The organism is Nocardioides sp. LMS-CY (genome assembly GCF_018732145.1).
GTDB lineage: Bacteria > Actinomycetota > Actinomycetes > Propionibacteriales > Nocardioidaceae > Nocardioides > Nocardioides soli.
The window spans coordinates 3841232-3857756 of sequence record NZ_CP076104.1; the positions used below are offsets into that span (position 1 = coordinate 3841232).

The 16525-nt window shown below is 73.9% G+C and carries 15 protein-coding genes; 9 read left to right on the plus strand and 6 right to left on the minus strand.

Translation table 11 applies throughout. The features are described from left to right. Positions 1-36 precede the first annotated feature (36 nt). Entirely contained in the window at positions 37-675 is a 639-nt protein-coding gene (locus tag KM427_RS18305) for a Pr6Pr family membrane protein (RefSeq protein WP_215524844.1), read from the plus strand. After that, entirely contained in the window at positions 662-1012 is a 351-nt protein-coding gene (locus tag KM427_RS18310) for a UBP-type zinc finger domain-containing protein (protein WP_183593392.1), read from the plus strand. Before KM427_RS18305 ends, KM427_RS18310 begins: the two co-directional genes overlap by 14 nt. Before the next feature lie 14 nt (positions 1013-1026). Here the strand turns inward: KM427_RS18310 and KM427_RS18315 are convergent, their stop codons facing one another. The 3 genes from KM427_RS18315 to xylB are packed head-to-tail and all read right to left on the minus strand — an operon-like array spanning position 1027 to position 4642. After that, on the minus strand, positions 1027-2034 hold the full coding sequence (locus KM427_RS18315) for a S66 family peptidase (RefSeq protein ID WP_215524845.1): 1008 nt from the start codon (positions 2032-2034) through the stop codon (positions 1027-1029). Then, positions 2034-3236 carry a kynureninase gene (locus KM427_RS18320; RefSeq protein WP_252274639.1) on the minus strand — a complete coding sequence of 401 codons (1203 nt, stop codon included), beginning with the start codon at positions 3234-3236 and terminating at the stop codon, positions 2034-2036. The genes KM427_RS18315 and KM427_RS18320 overlap by 1 nt, the downstream gene beginning before the upstream one ends. Positions 3237-3244: 8 nt before the next feature. Further along, positions 3245-4642 carry a xylulokinase gene (gene xylB, locus KM427_RS18325; protein WP_215524846.1) on the minus strand — a complete coding sequence of 466 codons (1398 nt, stop codon included), beginning with the start codon at positions 4640-4642 and terminating at the stop codon, positions 3245-3247. Positions 4643-4688: 46 nt separating this feature from the next. On the opposite strand from xylB, the gene KM427_RS18330 reads away from it, so the two are divergent. Next, a complete protein-coding gene (locus KM427_RS18330; RefSeq protein WP_215524847.1) occupies positions 4689-5579 on the plus strand; it encodes an aldose 1-epimerase family protein in 891 nt (296 codons plus the stop codon). Positions 5580-5877: 298 nt separating this feature from the next. Here the strand turns inward: KM427_RS18330 and KM427_RS18335 are convergent, their stop codons facing one another. Continuing rightward, a complete protein-coding gene (locus KM427_RS18335; RefSeq protein ID WP_215524848.1) occupies positions 5878-6960 on the minus strand; it encodes a hypothetical protein in 1083 nt (360 codons plus the stop codon). Between the two features lie 164 nt (positions 6961-7124). Between KM427_RS18335 and KM427_RS18340 the strand changes: the two genes are divergently transcribed. From KM427_RS18340 to mnhG, 6 genes are all read left to right on the plus strand, one after another. Then, positions 7125-10022, plus strand: coding sequence for a Na+/H+ antiporter subunit A (locus KM427_RS18340; RefSeq protein ID WP_215524849.1), 2898 nt, complete (start codon positions 7125-7127; stop codon positions 10020-10022). Beyond that, positions 10019-10465: a Na(+)/H(+) antiporter subunit C gene (locus tag KM427_RS18345; RefSeq protein ID WP_183593385.1), complete on the plus strand. Its 447-nt coding sequence runs from the start codon at positions 10019-10021 to the stop codon at positions 10463-10465. Before KM427_RS18340 ends, KM427_RS18345 begins: the two co-directional genes overlap by 4 nt. 67 nt (positions 10466-10532) lie before the next feature. Next, positions 10533-12218 (plus strand): Na+/H+ antiporter subunit D, encoded by a 1686-nt coding sequence (locus KM427_RS18350; protein WP_215524850.1) that lies wholly within the window; start codon positions 10533-10535, stop codon positions 12216-12218. After that, a complete protein-coding gene (locus KM427_RS18355; protein ID WP_215524851.1) occupies positions 12215-12784 on the plus strand; it encodes a Na+/H+ antiporter subunit E in 570 nt (189 codons plus the stop codon). Before KM427_RS18350 ends, KM427_RS18355 begins: the two co-directional genes overlap by 4 nt. Then, positions 12781-13059, plus strand: coding sequence for an MrpF/PhaF family protein (locus KM427_RS18360; protein WP_252274641.1), 279 nt, complete (start codon positions 12781-12783; stop codon positions 13057-13059). The genes KM427_RS18355 and KM427_RS18360 overlap by 4 nt, the downstream gene beginning before the upstream one ends. Next, positions 13056-13421 (plus strand): monovalent cation/H(+) antiporter subunit G, encoded by a 366-nt coding sequence (gene mnhG, locus KM427_RS18365; protein ID WP_183593381.1) that lies wholly within the window; start codon positions 13056-13058, stop codon positions 13419-13421. The genes KM427_RS18360 and mnhG overlap by 4 nt, the downstream gene beginning before the upstream one ends. Before the next feature lie 282 nt (positions 13422-13703). Here the strand turns inward: mnhG and KM427_RS18370 are convergent, their stop codons facing one another. Both KM427_RS18370 and KM427_RS18375 read right to left on the minus strand, forming a co-directional pair. Further along, on the minus strand, positions 13704-15332 hold the full coding sequence (locus KM427_RS18370) for an amidohydrolase (RefSeq protein ID WP_215524852.1): 1629 nt from the start codon (positions 15330-15332) through the stop codon (positions 13704-13706). Between the two features lie 160 nt (positions 15333-15492). Further along, on the minus strand, positions 15493-16521 hold the full coding sequence (locus KM427_RS18375) for an SIS domain-containing protein (protein WP_252275423.1): 1029 nt from the start codon (positions 16519-16521) through the stop codon (positions 15493-15495). Positions 16522-16525 lie beyond the last annotated feature (4 nt).

The window sequence follows — 16525 nt, forward strand, 5'->3', positions numbered from 1 at the left end:
GGCCGAACCTTAGTGTCGTGACACTAGGGTTCGGCCATGGCGCGGGCGTGGCACACGGTCACCGCGGTGGTCGCCGTGGTCGCGCTGGTGCTCCAGTCGGTGCTGGTGGTGACCGGGTACGGCGCGCTCCTCGACGTGGAGCAGCCACCGCTGAACGTCCGGCTGGGCCGGCTGATCTCCTACTTCACGATCCAGAGCAACCTGCTGGTCGCGGCCGGCGCGATCACGCTCGCGGTCGCCCCGGGGCGCGACGGGCGGGGCTGGCGGGTGCTCCGGCTGGCCGGGCTCGTGGGCATCACGGTCACCGGGCTGGTGCACTTCCTCCTGCTGCGCCCACTGCTGGAACTGCACGGCTGGAGCCTGGTCTGCGATCGGCTGCTGCACCTGGTCGTGCCGCTGCTCGCGATCGCGGGCTGGCTGCTCTTCGGTCCGCGACCGCGGGTCAGCGGACGCGTGGTCGCCCGGGCGCTGGGGTGGCCGGTCGCCTGGACGGCATGGACGCTCGCGATGGGCGCCGCGACCGGCTGGTTCCCCTATCCGTTCCTGGACTTCGACGCGAAGGGCTGGCCCTCGGTGCTGGCGACCTGCGGCGGCATCACCCTGCTCTTCCTCGGGCTCTTCGCCGGTGCGGCGTACCTGGACCGGCGGCTACCGTCGACCCATGAGCGAGCGTGAGGGAGTCGACCCGTCGGTGCCGCCGAGCGGCCCGGGCTGCGTCGAGTGCGAGGAGGCCGGCGGCTGGTGGGTGCACCTGCGCCGCTGCGCCCAGTGCGGTCACGTCGGGTGCTGCGACTCGTCGCCGGCACAGCACGCCACGGCGCACTGGCGCGCGACCGGGCACCCGGTGATCCGGACCTACGAGCCGGGCGAGGACTGGTTCTGGGACTTCGGCGCCGAGAGCGGGTTCCTCGGGCCGCAGCTCGCCCCGCCGCTGCAGCACCCCGAGGACCAGCCGGCGCCCGGACCCGCGGACCGGGTGCCCGACGACTGGCGCGACCACATCCATCGGTAGCCCGGCCCGCGGGCTCAGCCGAGGGTCTGGGTGACCTCGCGGACGCCGTCGCGCACGACCACCCGCGCCGGCGCGCCGTTGACCAGCGGCAGGAACGGCTGGGTGTGGCCGATGTCCATCTCCGCGATCACGGGTACGCCGAGCCCGCCGAGCGTCTCCTCGACGGCCTCGAGCTGGGTCAGGTCGGGCGCGTCGGGCGCCGGGGTCCGGCCGACGAGCACGGCGTTCGCGTGCTCGAACCAGCCCGACATCCGCAGCCCGTGGAGGATCCGGCAGATGTCGTAGGCCCCCTGCTCGCACGCCTCGACGTAGACGAGCAGGCCCTCGTCGGAGTGCGCGCGGCCGAAGGCCGCGATGTCGGCGTACGGCGTGCCCGCGAGCGGCGAGAGCACCTCGAGGCAGCCGCCGATCAGCCGGCCGGAGACGTCCACCTCCCCGCCGCCGAGCACCGCCCAGTCCGTCGGCAGGTCCAGCGTCATCCGCGTGGTGTCCGCCACGCGGAAGTCGCCCCATCCGGCGCGGGTGCGGCCCGGGCTGCGCTGCACGACGTCGCCGGTCGCGGCCAGCAGGTCGGTCCAGTGGGCGAGCCCGTCGGGCGGGGCGAGCGGCGTGTCCATCAGGTTCCAGCCGTGCGCGGTCGCCCAGCCGAGACGGGTCGTCAGCGCCACGAGCAGCGTGGAGATGTCGCTCCACCCGACCAGCCAGGTCGGCTCCGCGACCGCCAGCCGGTCCCAGTCGAGGAGGTCCAGGAGGTCGATCGCCAGCTCGCCGCCGAAGGGTGGGACGACCGCGGCGACGGCAGGGTCGCAGAGGAAGTCGACCAGCTCGGCGGCGCGTTGCTCGGCCGGCGCGGAGCGGACCTGCTCGCCCGACATGCACTCGCCCACGACCACCTCGTAGCCGCGGTCGCGCAGCCACTGCAGCGCGAAATCGAGGCGCGGCCGCGAGTCCGCCCCGACCCCGCTCGACGGAGCGGTGACGGCGACCAGGTCGCCGGGACGCAGCGGACGGGGCCAGCGCATCAGGTCAGCCCCGCCAGGGCCTCGCGGACCAGCCGCATCCCGCGCTCGACCTCGGCGTACGACGTCGACAGGGGCGACAGCCCCAGCCGCAACCCGCCCGGGTCGCGGTAGTCGGGGACCACGTCGCGCTCCCACAGCGCGGCCGTGACCTCGCGCATCAGCGGATGCGTGAAGGTCACGTGGCCGCCGCGCCGCGCCGGGTCGCGCGGCGAGGCGAGCACGACGCCGGCCGGGGCGAGCAGCTCGTCGCCGAGCTCGACGGCGTACGACGTGAGCGCGACCGACTTCGCGCGCACCGCCCCGATGCCGGCCTCCTCGACCAGCGCGAGCATGTCCTGCATCGCGAGCATGCCGAGGATCGGCGGGGTGCCCGACTGGAACCGGCGGATGTCGGGCGCGGGCGCGTAGGACGGCCCCATCAGGAACGGGTCGACCGAGCCCAGCCAGCCGTGGATCGGCTGGGTGAGCTCGGGCAGGTGCCGCTCGGCGACGTAGCAGAAGGCCGGCGACCCCGGGCCGCCGTTGAGATACTTGTAGGTGCACCCGACGGCCAGGTCGACCCCCCACTCGTCGAGCGAGACCGGCACCGACCCGGCCGAGTGGCACAGGTCCCAGAGCACGAGGGCACCGGCGTCGTGGGCGATCCGGGTCAGCTCGGGAGCGTCGGCGAGCCACGCCGACCGGTAGGCGACGTGCGACAGCACGACCAGCGCGGTCCGCTCCCCCACGGCGTCGGCCAGCAGCTCGGGCGTGACCCCGGCGGTGAGGTCGACGTCGATCCAGCGCAGCGTCAGCCCGCACTCCTCGGCCACCCCGGCGGCGACGTACCGGTCGGTGGGGAAGTTGTCGCGGTCGAGCACGATCTCGGTGCGCCCCGGCCGGGCGGCGACGGCCGCGCGCATCAGCTTGTAGAGCAGCACGGTGGTCGAGTCGCCGATCGTGACCTGCCCCGCCGCGGCGCCGAGCACGACCCGACCCAGGTCGTCGCCGATGCGCTGCGGCAGCTCCAGCCAGCGCTCGTCCCAGCCGCGGATCAGCCGGCCACCCCACTCCTCCTCGACGAAGCGCGACAGGCGCGGCCCGGTGGCCGTGAGCGGACGGCCCAGCGAGTTGCCGTCGAAGTAGACCAGTGGTGTCTCCGCGCCGACGAAACGGTCGCGGTACGACGCCAGCGGGTCGGTCGCGTCGAGTCGGTGCGTCATGGCCCCCATCATGGGCGTCTCGCCGTCAGATCGCGCACCTCGGCGTACCGCTCCCGCACCCCGGGTGTCGGCTCGGCCCGGGTCTCCGTCACCCCGGACAGCGGCCACTCCGGGGGCTCGTCGCCGCCGGCCAGCACCCAGGCGGCCTGGCGGGCGGCGCCGCGGGCGACGTACTCCCCCGGCTCGGGCACCGAGACCGGCAGCCCCAGCACGGCCGAGGCGATCTCACGCGCGGCGGGCGACCGGGCGGCTCCGCCGATCAGGATGATCCGCTCCACGGGAGTGCCGAGGGCGCGCACCGCGTCGACGGCGTCGGCGAGCCCGCAGACCATGCCCTCGACCGCGGCGCGCGCGAGGTACGCCGGGGTGGCGGTCTCGAGCCGCAGGCCGTGGATCGCCCCGGTCGCGTCGGGCCGGTTGGGGGTGCGCTCGCCCTCGAGGTAGGGCACCAAGGCGAGCCCGCCCGCACCTGCGGGCGCGGACAGCGCGAGGTCGGAGAGCTGCTCGTGGGAGACGCCGAGCAGCCGGCCGGCGGCGTCGAGCACGCGCGCTGCGTTGAGGGTGGCGACCAGCGGCAGGAAGCGTCCGGTCGCGTCGGCGAAGCCGGCGACCGCGCCGGTCACGTCGCCCACCGGCTCGTCGGCGACGGCGCAGGCGACGCCCGAGGTGCCGATCGAGACGACGACGTCGCCGGCCGTCGCACCGAGCCCGAGCGCCGCGCCGGCGTTGTCGCCGGTGCCGGGGCCGAGCACGGCGCCGGACGACGTGCAGGGTCCGGCCTCGGCCGGGCCGAGGACCCGGGGCAGGATCGCGTCGTGGCCGAGCGCCAGCTCGAGCAGGTCGCGGCGGTAGTCCCCGGTCGTCGGCGACCAGTAGCCGGTGCCGCTCGCGTCGCTCCGGTCGGTGACGAGCGCGGCCGGCCCGGGCGCACCCGCCAGCCGCCAGGTCAGGTAGTCGTGCGGCAGGCACACCGCCGCCGTACGCCGCGCGTGGTCGGGCTCGTGGTCGCGCAGCCAGCGCAGCTTCGTGACGGTGAACGACGCCACCGGCACCAGGCCGACCGCGTCCACCCACGGCTGTCGCCCGCCGAGCTCGTCGATCAGGTCGAGCGCGGCCCGCGCCGAGCGGGTGTCGTTCCACAGCAGGGCGGGCCGGACGACGGCGCCCGACTCGTCCAGGCAGACCATGCCGTGCTGCTGCCCGCCGACCGCGACCGCCTCGACGTCGTCGATGCCGTCCGCCGCGGCGATCGCCGCCTGGAGCGCCTCCCACCAGGCCTCCGGGGCGACCTCGGTGCCGCCGGGATGGGGCGCCGCCCCGCTGCGGACGAGCTCACCGCTCTCCGCGTCGCAGACCACCACCTTGCAGGACTGCGTGGAGGAGTCCACGCCCGCGACCAGACGCACGTGCCGACACTAGCCACACCCCGTCGGGGCTGTCAGGGTGTGCAGGGTGCGCGCCGCCGCCGGTCTTCCCCTCCCTCTCGCCCACGGCCCCTACGAGGCCGAGGTCGTCACGGTCGGGGCGGGTCTGCGCACGCTGACCCGCGACGGGCTGGACCTGGTCGCCGGCACCCCGGCCGGCGAGATGTGCGCCGACTTCCGTGGCGCGGTGCTGATGCCCTGGCCGAACCGGATCGGCGACGGCAGCTACGAGTTCGCCGGCGCGCGGCACCGGCTGGCGCTCACCGAGCCGGAGCGCCGCAACGCCCTGCACGGGCTCGCCCACTGGGTGCCGTGGACGGTGGCCGAGCACACCGAGGGGCGCGCCGTGCTGCGCTACGAGCTGCCCGCTCAGCCCGGCTACCCGTGGTCGCTCGACCTGGAGGTGACCTACGCGCTCGACGACGACGGACTCACCACCACGCTGAGCGCGACGAACCGGTCCGGGGCAGCCGCGCCGTACGGCACCGGGATGCATCCCTACCTGACCGTCGGCCGCCGCGTAGACGAGTGCGTGCTGACGCTCCCGGCCGGCACGTGGTGCGAGACCGACGAACGCGGCCTGCCCGCGCCGGCCCGCCCGGTCGACGGCACGGCGTACGACTTCCGTGAGCCGCGGCTGCTCGGCGGCGTGGTGCTCGACCACCCGTTCGGCGACGTGCCGGCCGGGTCGACGGCGGTGCTCGCCGACCCCGACAGCGGGCGCGCGGTGCGGCTGACCGTGGGCGAGGGACTGGGCTGGCTGCACGTCTTCACCGCCGACCCGCTGCCCTGGGGCGTGCGCGAGTCACTCGCGGTGGAGCCGACGACCGCGCCACCCGACGCGTTCCGCTCCGGCGTCGACCTCGTCGTGCTCGCGCCCGGCGAGACCCACATCGTGTCGTGCACGATCAGCGGGTGAACACCGTCGGCGGTCACCGGTCGACGGGGTCGCCGCGGTCCGCGGCGATCAAGGCACGCGCCTCGGCCAGCTCCTCCTCGGTGAACGCGCCCTCCTCGGCCTCGAACTGCGCGACGCCGGGCAAGCCCGCGCTCGATGAGTCGCGCCTGCTCAGGGGGCGGGTGGTGCCGTGGGGTGTTCCTCATCGCGCTGCTCCGTCGGCTTCGTCGGCCCGGCCCCATCAGCATCGCCGAGCGGGCCGGCCACGACAACGACGATCCCGAGGCTGTGGACGACGGCCGACGGACGGTCGACGCGCCTACTGGAAGCTGACGAACCGCACCTTCGGCCGCACGGCGTGCACCTCGCGCGGCCCCATCCGGCGTACGTCCTCGTCGTAGAAGAGCTTGAAGCCCATCGCGAACTGCCGTGGCCGGGCGACGTGGTGGTACGTCGCGAGCTTCTGCCCGCGGGTGCCGAATCCGTCGACGTGCTGGACCATCGCGAGGTTCGCCCGCTGCCGGATCCGGTCGATGTCCTCGATCATGTCGGTGCGGAACTGGTGCAGCACGAAGAGCTTCTCGGGCAGACCCTGGTCCTTGGTCAGCCTCGCCAGCCAGGCAGAGGTCCGGTTCACCTCGCGCGCGCCGACCTGGCCGATCGTGCGGCCGGGCACCTCGTGCGGGCGCATCCGCCACTCGGGGTCGAGCGCCAGGCCGACCCACGGGTCGCGCAGCGCCCACGCCCAGCGCTGCGCGGTCTCGAGGAACCCGGAGCGGCCGGGCTGGATGTCGAGCAGCAGCAGCGCGTCGTTGCGGTGCGCCGCCCGGATGTAGCGCCGCACCTCCGAGCGCGGGATGTCGTGGCTGTAGTCGCCGTCGGGTCCCGGGGACGCGTCCGCGATGGTCACGATCAGCTCGTAGACGTGCCGCACCGGCTGGCCCGGACGCCGGAACGGGGCGGCGGCTCGGTGCAGCCTCCGGTCCATCGTGTCGGGGTCGGTCTCGCCGAGCACCCCCATCGCGGGAGTCTGCCCGGTGCCGTAGTAGGCGACCAGGAACCGGTTGTCCGCGAAGATCCGGGTCCCGCCTCCGGGCAGCTCGACGGGCGGCTCGGGTGCGACCTCCTCGACCGGCTCGGCTCCCGAGGACTCGACCGGCTCGGCTCCCGAGGACGAGGTCTCCGAGGAGGGCTCCGGCGGTGCGATCTCGACCATCGGCGGGTCGGTCGGCCGGAACAGCGGCGACGAGGGCCCGAGGGGCTCGCTGGGCGCGCCGGTCGTGGGTGCGCCGTCCGCCTCCTCCTGGCCCGCGCCCCAGGCGACGACGAGCAGCGCGATCATCGCCAGCAGGACGAGGAAGAGGATCGGCCCGCGCTGGTCGGGCTGGTGGTCCTGGCGCATGCGTCCTCCGGGCGGGTCTGGCCGGACCCTACCCATCGCACGCGCGCCGCACCACCGCGGCCCCAGGGCTGAGACGACGGGCGCTCCCTGCGCTCCCATTTCCCCGCGACCCCTAGGGTGGTGATCAGCTGCCCGCGATCGACCAGCCGTCGGAGGACGCCCAGATGCTCGTTCTGGTGGTCTCCCATTTCGTGGGAGCCGCCCTGGCGCCGTCGTTGGTCCGCGCGCTCGGTCGGCGGGCGTTCCTGGTGCTCGCGCTCGTGCCCGCCTGCGCCTTCGGCTGGGCGGTCGCGCAGACCTCCACGGTGGCCGACGGCGGCGTCGAGTACGCCGTGACCGGCTGGGTGCCGGCACTGAACCTCGACCTCGCCTTCGCGCTGGGCTCGCTGCAGTGGGTGATGATGCTCATCGTCACCGGGATCGGCGCGCTGGTGCTGTTCTACTGCACGTGGTACTTCTCGGACGACGAGCCCGGGCTCACCGCCTTCGCGGGGCACTTCGTCGCGTTCGCCGGGGCGATGCTGGGGCTGGTGCTGGCCGACGACCTGCTGGTCCTCTACGTCTTCTGGGAGCTCACCACGGTGTTCTCCTACCTGCTGATCGGCCACGACCCGACGAAGCGGGCGAGCCGGGCGGCCGGCATGCAGGCGCTGATCGTGACCACCTTCGGCGGGCTGGCGATGCTGGTCGGCATCCTGCTGATCGGCCTGGAGGCGGGCACCTTCCGGATCAGCGAGATCCTCGCCGACCCGCCGGTCGGCACCACGGTCACCGTCGCGGTCGTGCTCCTGCTGCTCGGGGCGATCAGCAAGTCGGCGCTGTTCCCCTTCCACTTCTGGCTGCCCGGGGCGATGGCGGCCCCCACGCCGGTCAGCGCCTACCTGCACGCGGCAGCCATGGTGAAGGCCGGCGTCTACCTGGTCGCGCTGCTCGCGCCGGCGTTCGCCGACGTACCCGGCTGGCACGGCATCCTGCTGTCCCTGGGGCTGATCACGATGCTGCTCGGCGGCTGGCGGTCCCTGCGACAGCTCGACATCAAGCTGCTGCTCGCCTACGGCACGGTCAGCCAGCTCGGCTTCCTGCTGGTGATCGTCGGCGTCGGCACCCGGTCCGCGGCCCTGGCCGGAGTGGCGATGCTGGGTGCGCACGCCCTGTTCAAGTCGGTGCTGTTCCTGGTGGTCGGGATCGTCGACCGCCAGACCGGCACCCGCGACCTGCGCAGGCTCTCCGGCGTCGGCCGGTCCGCGCCGGCCCTGGCCGCGGTCGCCCTGCTCGCCGGCGCGTCGATGGCCGCGCTCCCGCCCTTCACCGGCTTCGTCGCGAAGGAGAGCGTGTACGCCGCCCTCATCGGGGTCGCCCGCGACGGCGACGGCACCGGCATCGGGCCCGTCGCCGGCTGGACCCTGCTGATCGGCGTGGTGCTCGGCTCGGCGCTCACGGTCGCCTACACGGCGCGGTTCCTGTGGGGCACCTTCGCGACCAAGGCGGGCGTGCCGCCCACCGAGGTGCGGCCGATCCGCACCGAGTTCCTGGCCGCCCCCGCGCTGCTCGCCACGCTGTCGGTGGTCCTGGGCTTCCTCGGCGGGCCCGAGAGCCGGATGATCGCGCCGTACGCCGACCAGTTCCCACCCAGCGAGCACCACGCCCAGCTCGCCCTCTGGCACGGGCCCGGCCTGGCACTCGGTCTGTCCGTCGTCTCGCTCGCGCTGGGTCTGCTGCTGTTCTGGCGACGCGAGCTGGTCGCCCTCGTGCAGGCCGCGCTCTCCCCCTCCTCCTGGAGCACCGAGCACGCCTACCTGAGCCTGATGCGCCGGGTGGACCGGACGGCGGTCGAGGTCACCGGACTCACCCAGCGGGGCTCGGTCGCGATCTACCTCAGCGTGATCCTGTCGGTCCTGGTGCTCCTGCCCGGCGCAGCGCTGGTCGACGCGATCGGCGGCCCGCACGACGTGGTCCTGTGGGACAACCCCGGCCAGCTGGTCGTCGCGGTGGTCATCGTGGTGGCCGCCGTCCTCACGGTCAGGTCCCGACGCCGGCTCAAGGCGGTGCTGCTGCTCGGCGTCACGGGCTACGGGAGCGCCACACTGTTCCTGCTGCACGGGGCTCCGGACCTGGCGCTGACCCAGGTGCTCGTCGAGACGGTGAGCCTGGTGGTCTTCGTGCTGGTGATGCGGCGGCTCCCGGAGTACTTCACCGACCGGCCGCTGACCCGCAGCCGGTACTGGCGGATCGCGATCGGCGCGCTGGTGGCGGCCGCAGTGGCCGGCTTCATGGTCGTCTCCACCGGCGCGCGCACCGAGACGCCGGTCTCCGCCGCCTTCCCCCGCGAGGCGGTCGCGTTCGGCGGTGGCCGGAACATCGTCAACGTCACGCTGGTCGACATCCGCGCCTGGGACACCATGGGCGAGATCGCGGTCCTCGTCGCGGCGGCGACCGGCGTGGCGAGCCTGGTCTTCATCGGCAGCCGGACCGCCATCATCAAGCGGGTCGCCGACTTCACCCCGAAGGTCCCGAGCGACCGGCCGGCGACCGCACCGGGCCGGCCGGTGTGGCTGCCCGGCGGCCGGACCCTCGCCCCGGAGCGGCGCTCGATCATCTTCGAGGTCATCACCCGACTGGTCTTCCACACCATCGTGGTGTTCTCGATCTACCTGCTCTTCTCCGGGCACAACAACCCCGGCGGCGGCTTCGCGGCCGGCCTGGTCACCGGGCTCGCGCTCGTGGTCCGCTACCTCGCCGGCGGTCGGTACGAGCTCGACGAGGCCGCTCCGGTCGACGCCGGCGCGCTGATGGGCCTCGGGCTGTTCGTCGCCACCGGCTCGGGCCTGGCGCCGCTGGCCTTCGGCGGGACGGTGCTGCAGAGCGCCGTCGTCGACCTGCACCTGCCGCTGCTCGGCGACCTGCACCTGGTCACCTCGGTCTTCTTCGACGTCGGCGTCTACCTGGTGGTGGTCGGCCTGCTGCTCGACCTGCTGCGCAGCCTCGGCGCCGGGATCGACCGGCACATCCGCGACGAGGAGTCCGAGTCCGAGCCCGCCCCCGACAGCGGGGTACCCGCATGAGCACCAGCCTGTCGCTGATCCTGGCGGCCGCGGCGATGATCGGCTGCGGTGTCTACCTGATCCTGGAGCGGAGCCTCACCCGGGTCCTGGTCGGGCTGGTCATGCTCGGCAACGGCGTGAACCTGCTGTTCCTGATCTCCAGCGGCCCCGCTGGCCGGGCCCCGATCGTGGGCGGCGGCGACGGGGCGATGAGCGACCCCCTCCCCCAGGCCCTGGTGCTGACCGCGATCGTGATCAGCCTCGCCACCACGGCGTTCATCCTGGCGATGGCCTACCGCAGCTGGCAGCTCACCGGGGGCGACAACGTGCAGGACGACGTCGAGGACGCCGCGATCCGGCGCCTGGCCCTCACCGACCAGGCCTCGGACAGCTTCGACCTGTCCCGCCAGGGTGACGCCGACGACGACCTCGACGTACCCGAGGAAGAGGGGCGCCCGGCATGAACACCCCACGAGACTGTGGGCCTCCCCCGCTCCGCTCCTCCGGCCCACACTTCCGCGGGGACCCCGCATGAACGCCCTGGTGCCGCTGCCGGTGATCCTCCCCCTGCTCGGGGCCGGCCTGACCCTGATGCTGAGCAGGCGTCCCGGGCTCCAGCGCGCGGTGAGCACCACCGTGCTGGCCGTCGTCGTGGTGGTCGCCGCGATCCTGGTCTACCAGGCCGACCGGCACGGTCCCCAGGTGATCGCGATCGGCGCCTGGCAGGAGTCGCTCGGGATCTCCCTGGTCGCGGACCGGCTGTCCGCCGTGATGCTGCTGGTCTCCGCGATCGTCACGCTCGCGGTCCTCGTCTACTCGATCGGCCAGGGCATGACCGGCGACGAGCACGAGACGCCGGTGACGATCTACCACCCGACGTTCCTGGTGCTCAGCGCCGGCGTCTCCAACGCCTTCCTGGCCGGGGACCTCTTCAACCTGTTTGTGAGCTTCGAGATCCTGCTGTTCGCGAGCTACGTGCTGCTGACCCTCGGCGGCACGGGCGCCCGGATCCGCGCGGGCACGATCTACGTCGTCGTCAACGTGCTGTCGTCGAGCCTCTTCCTGATCTCGCTGGCCGCGGTCTACGCCGCCACCGGCAGCCTCAACCTCGCCCAGCTCGCGGGCCGGCTCGACGACCTGCCCGGGTCGGTCGCGCTCCTGCTGCAGCTCCTGCTGCTCACGACCTTCGCGATCAAGGCGGCGGTGTTCCCGCTGTCCTTCTGGCTGCCCGACAGCTATCCGACCGCGCCGGCACCCGTCACCGCCGTGTTCGCCGGCCTGCTCACCAAGGTCGGCGTGTACGCGATCATCCGGACGCAGACCCTCCTCTTCCCCGACAGCCCGCTCACCGACCTGCTGCTGTGGGCCGCGCTGCTCACGCTGGTGGTCGGCATCCTGGGCGCGGTCGCGCAGACCGAGATGAAGCGGATGCTGTCCTTCACGCTCGTCAGCCACATCGGCTACATGGTGTTCGGCATCGCCCTGGGCACGATGACGGGCTACTCCGGCGCCATCTTCTACGTCGTCCACCACATCACCATCCAGACCGCCCTGTTCCTGGTGCTGGGCCTGATCGAGCGACAGGCCGGCAGCACCAGCCTGATCAAGCTGGGCGGGCTGGCCCGGTACGCGCCGCTGCTCGCCGTCCTGTACTTCGTGCCGGCCATGAACCTGGCGGGGATCCCCCCGATGTCCGGCTTCCTCGGCAAGGTGGCGCTCACCGAGGGAGGCCTGCAGGTCGGCACCCCGCTGGCGTACACGGTCGTCGCGGCGGGCATGGTCACCAGCCTGCTCACGCTGTACGCCGTGGCGAAGGCCTGGAACCTCGCCTTCTGGCGCACCCCCGGGCAGGCTCACGAGATGGCGCAGGAGCTGTCCGACCCCACCGGCTGGCCCGGCTCGCGCGAGGTCGTCCAGCACCGGGGGCACGTGCACGTCGGCGCCAACACCTTCGGGGCGCGCGACCTGGACGAGGCCCGCAGCATCCTCGACGAGGACGACGACAGCCACCAGGACTTCCACCAGCGCATCGAGGCGGGCACGGTCCCCTCCCGGCTGCCGCGGACCATGGTCGGCGCCACGGCCGCTCTGATCGCCTTCAGCCTGGCCCTGACCGTCGCGGCCGGCCCGGTCTTCGACTACACCGGGCGCGCGGCCCGCGACATCCTCGACCGCGGCATCTACGTCTCCTCGGTGCTGGGCGAGGGGTCACGATGAGGCCGGTCCCGAAGCAGCGCCGCGGGGTGACACCCAGGGCGCGCCTGCGCGTCCTGCAGCTGCCGGTCGTGCTCTGGCTGACGTTGGTGTGGGTGGCGCTCTGGGGCGAGCTGTCGGCCGCCAACGTCGTCTTCGGACTCGTGGTCTCCATAGTGGTCTGCCTGGTGTTCCCGCTGCCGACCCTGCCGATGGATCTCCACGTCCGCCCGCTGCGACTGGTCTGGCTCGTGCTCCGGTTCCTCGGCGACGTGGTCGTCGCCAGTGTCGAGGTCGCCTGGATCACCCTGCGGTTCTGGCGCGAGCCGCGCAACGCGGTGATCGAGGTCGACCTCGAGACGTCGTCCGACTTCGTGCTCACGGTGGTCGCCGAGATGGTCTCCCTGGTGCCGGGCAGCCTCGTGGTCGAGGCCCGGCGGTCCACCCACACCCTGTTCCTCCACGTGCTCGACGCGCGGGACACGGCGGGCGTCGACAAGATGCGCTCCCAGGTCTACGCACTCGAACGCCGCGTGGTCCGCGCGCTCGGCACCGAGACCCAGCGCCTGCCCGAGGGAGGCACACCGTGAGCGTCGTACTCGTCGTCTGCGTGGTGGTGCTGGGCGTGGCCGCCCTGCTCCTGGTCGCGCGGATCTCCCTGGGGCCCACGATGCTCGACCGCGTCGTGGCGCTCGACGTACTGGTGGCGGTGGTGATCTGCGGACTCGCACTCGAGGCCGCGGTCCACCGGCACACGACCACGCTGCCGATCCTGGTGGTGCTCTCGCTGCTCGGGTTCGTGGGCTCGGTGAGCGTCGCCCGGTTCAGCCCGGGCAGCGACGACGTCGAGGCGGAGGCGTCATGAGCTGGACCGCGCTGGCCGACGGCATCGCCGCGGCGTGCCTGGTGACCGGTGCGCTGCTCGCCCTGGTGGCGGCGATCGGGGTCCTCCGGTTCCCCGACGTGCTCACCCGGATGCACTCGGCGACCAAGCCCCAGGTGCTCGGCCTGCTGCTGATCCTGGTCGGCCTCGGCTTCCGGCTGCGCGATCCCGGCACGATCGGGCTGCTCGCCATGGTGGCCCTCTTCCAGCTGGTGACCTCGCCGATCGCCAGCCACATGGTCGGGCGGGCGTCGTTCCGGGCCGGCCAGGTGCGCCGCGACCTGCTGGTGGTCGACGAGCTCACCGACCTGCTCGCGGACGAAAGGCCCCGAGAGGGCGACTGACCCTCGGCTGCCCGGTCGGCCCGCTCTCGTCGCACCTGCTCGGATCGTGCAGAGTCGTGTGCGCCCGAGGCCCGGGGTGGGCGGCCCAGGGTGGGCGGCCCAGGCACCTGCGCAGTCGGGTCCGGCGGATCACCAGCGCCCCGGCGCCCACCTGACAGCCGAAGCCCGCACGGCACGCCGAGTCGGCACGGCGTGCCGTGCGGGTTCCGGCTGCCGGCAGCCGAAACCCGCGAGGGCGCTCCAGACGCCGGGCTCGACGGATCCAGCACGAGAGCCGGTCGGTCAGCCGCCGAACAGCAGGCCCGGATCGTGCGCGGCCACACCGTCGACGAGGGTGGCCAGCACGCGGATCCCCTCGATCGCCGCGGCGTCGACGGTGGTCGGGTCGTCGTCGAGCACCGCCAGGTCGGCGAGCCGGCGACCGGCGATCGTGCCGACCTCGTGCTCCCGCCCGGCGGCGTACGCCGCGTGCACGGTGTACGCCCGCAGGGCCTCCTCGGCCGAGACGCGCTCGCGGGTGCCGTACGGCTCGCCGGAGTCGGTGCGCCGCTCGACCATGGCGCGGATCCCGAGCAGCGGCGCCCCGGGGGCGACCGGCCGGTCCGAGCTCGCGGCCACGACGACGCCCGCGTCGAGCAGGCTGCGCTGCCGGATCGACCAGTCGACGCGAGCGGCGCCGAAGTGGTGCGCGAGCGCGTCGCCGAACTCACTGATGAACGCGGGCTGGATGACCACCACGATGCCGAGCCGACGCAGGCGGTCGACCTGATCGGGCCTGATCAGCCCGCCGTGCTCGACACGATGCCGGCGCCGGCGCACCTCCGCGACGGATCCGGCCTCCTCCAGCGCGTCGAGGAGGAGGTCGACCGCCCGGTCGCCCATCGCATGGGCGGCGACCTGCCATCCGGCACGATGCGCATCGACGATGATCCGGCGCAGTCGGCGCGGATCGTCGACGAGGTGGGCGTCGGGGTCGCCGTCGGCGCCGGTCGCGGCCCCGCCCGCGGATCCGGCGCCGTCGAGCCACACCTTCATCGCGGCGATCCGGACCCGGTCGTCACCGAAGCCGGTGTGCAGCCCGAGGTCAAGGCCGAACCGGGCGGCGTCGGCGGGGTGGTGCGGCAGCTCGTGAAGGAGCTCGCTGTAGACCATCAGGTGCGCGCGCGTGTGCGCCCGGCCGGTGCGGGCGGCGAGCTGCCAGGCACCGATCTCGAGCGGACTGTGGTCGACGCCCGGGCAGCCGATGCCGGCCTCGGTGATGCTGGTGACTCCCTCGCTGACGTACTGCCGGGTCGCGACCTCGATCGCGCTGACCATGTCCTCGACCGACCCGGGTCCCACGACCTCCTTCACGAGCTCCATCGCGGCCTCCTCCAGCAGGCCGGTCGGCTCGCCGTTCGCGTCGCGACCCACGTAGTCGACCGCGGCGGCGGGCAGCGGGTGCGGCAGCAGCCGGAGCACCGCGGACGAGACCGCGCACAGGTGGCCGGAGCGGTGCGTGAGCCAGACCGGGCGACCGCCCGCCGCCCGGTCGAGCTCGGCGCTGGTCGGGTGGCGCTCCGGCCGGTCCCGGTCGCGGTAGCCGACGCCGACGACCCAGGCGCCGTCCGGCAGGCCGTCGGCGTGCTCGGCCACCCGGTCGAGCACGGCCTCGGTGGTCGGGGCGTCGCTGAGCTCGAGCTGCGTGGCCGCGACGCCGTACGACGTGGTGTGGCAGTGCGCGTCGTGGAGGCCCGGCACCACGGTGGCGCCGTCCAGGTCGACGACGTGGGTTGCGCGACAGCCGGCGACCTCGTCGTCGACGCCGACGATCCGGCCGTTCCAGATGCCGATGCTGGTGGCCCGGGGACGGCTCGGGTCCATGGTGTGCACCGTGGCGTGGCGGATCAGGAGGTCCAGGGGGCGGCTCATCCGGTCGATCCCGTGCCAGCGGTGGGTGACGCACCGAATCCACTGTCCGGCACGTGGACCAGCCACCGCCGCCCGCCGGCCGGGCTCAGCGGCGGTGGGTCCCCCACCTTCTCCCGAGCGTGGTCGGTGGACCAGCCACCGCCGCCCGTCGTCACCGCGCTCATCCGGCCTCCTCAGGGTCGGTCTGGGTGACCTTGCGCAGGCCACGAGGCGCGTCGGGGTCGAGCCCGAGGCCGCGCGCCAGGCCCTCGACCACCAGCTGGCCGGCGGCCACGAGGCCGATCGGGGCGAGGATCTCCGGCAGGTCCGGGCCGGCGACGTGGGCGTCGACGCCTGCTGCCAGGCCGATCCCGACCACGGCGGCGCCGCGCGAGCGGAGCTCCGGCACCAGGCCGGTGAGACCGGCGAGCACCGGCCCGTCCCGCGGCGCGACGACGATGGCGGCGACCCGGTCGTCGACGATCGCGATCGGCCCGTGTCGCAGGTCGGCGTACGACAACCCGGGCACCGGGCGCAGGCAGGTCTCCTCCAGCTTCAGTGCGAGCTCCGCCGCGACGGCGTACCCGAGGCCGCGGCCGGTGACGAGGGTGCGCGGCCGGCCGAGCAGCACGTCGACGGCCCGCTCGATGCCGGATCGCCCGCGGACCAGCTCGGCCACGGCGTCCGGCACCCGCTCGATCCCCGGCACCGCGCCCGGCGTGGGCGCGAGCGCATCGGCCAGGAGCGCCATGGCCACCAGCTGGGCGGTGAAGGTCTTCGTGGCCGGGATCGCCCGCTCCGGTCCGGCCGCGGTCACGAGCGCGAGATCGGCGCCGCGGGCGAGGGCGCTGTCGCCGACGTTCGTGACGGCCACGGTCGCCGCTCCACAGGTCCGGGCCCAGGCCAGCGTCTCGACCAGCTCGGCGGTCTCGCCCGACTGCGAGAGACAGACGACGAGCGCGTGGCCCAGGTCGACGCGGCGGCGGTACGCCGTGGCCACGCTGGGCGCGAGGGCGGCGGCGGCGCGGCCGGCGACGATCTCGGTGAGGTAGCGGCCGTAGGTCGCGGCGTTGTCGGAGGAGCCGCGCGCCGCGAACAGCACCTGCCGGCGGCCGACCGCCAAGCGGCGCACGTCGTCGGTGCGCGGGCGCAGGGCCGCGACGGTCCGCGCAATCGCGGCCGGCTGCTCGAGGATCTCCTCGCGCATCATCGTG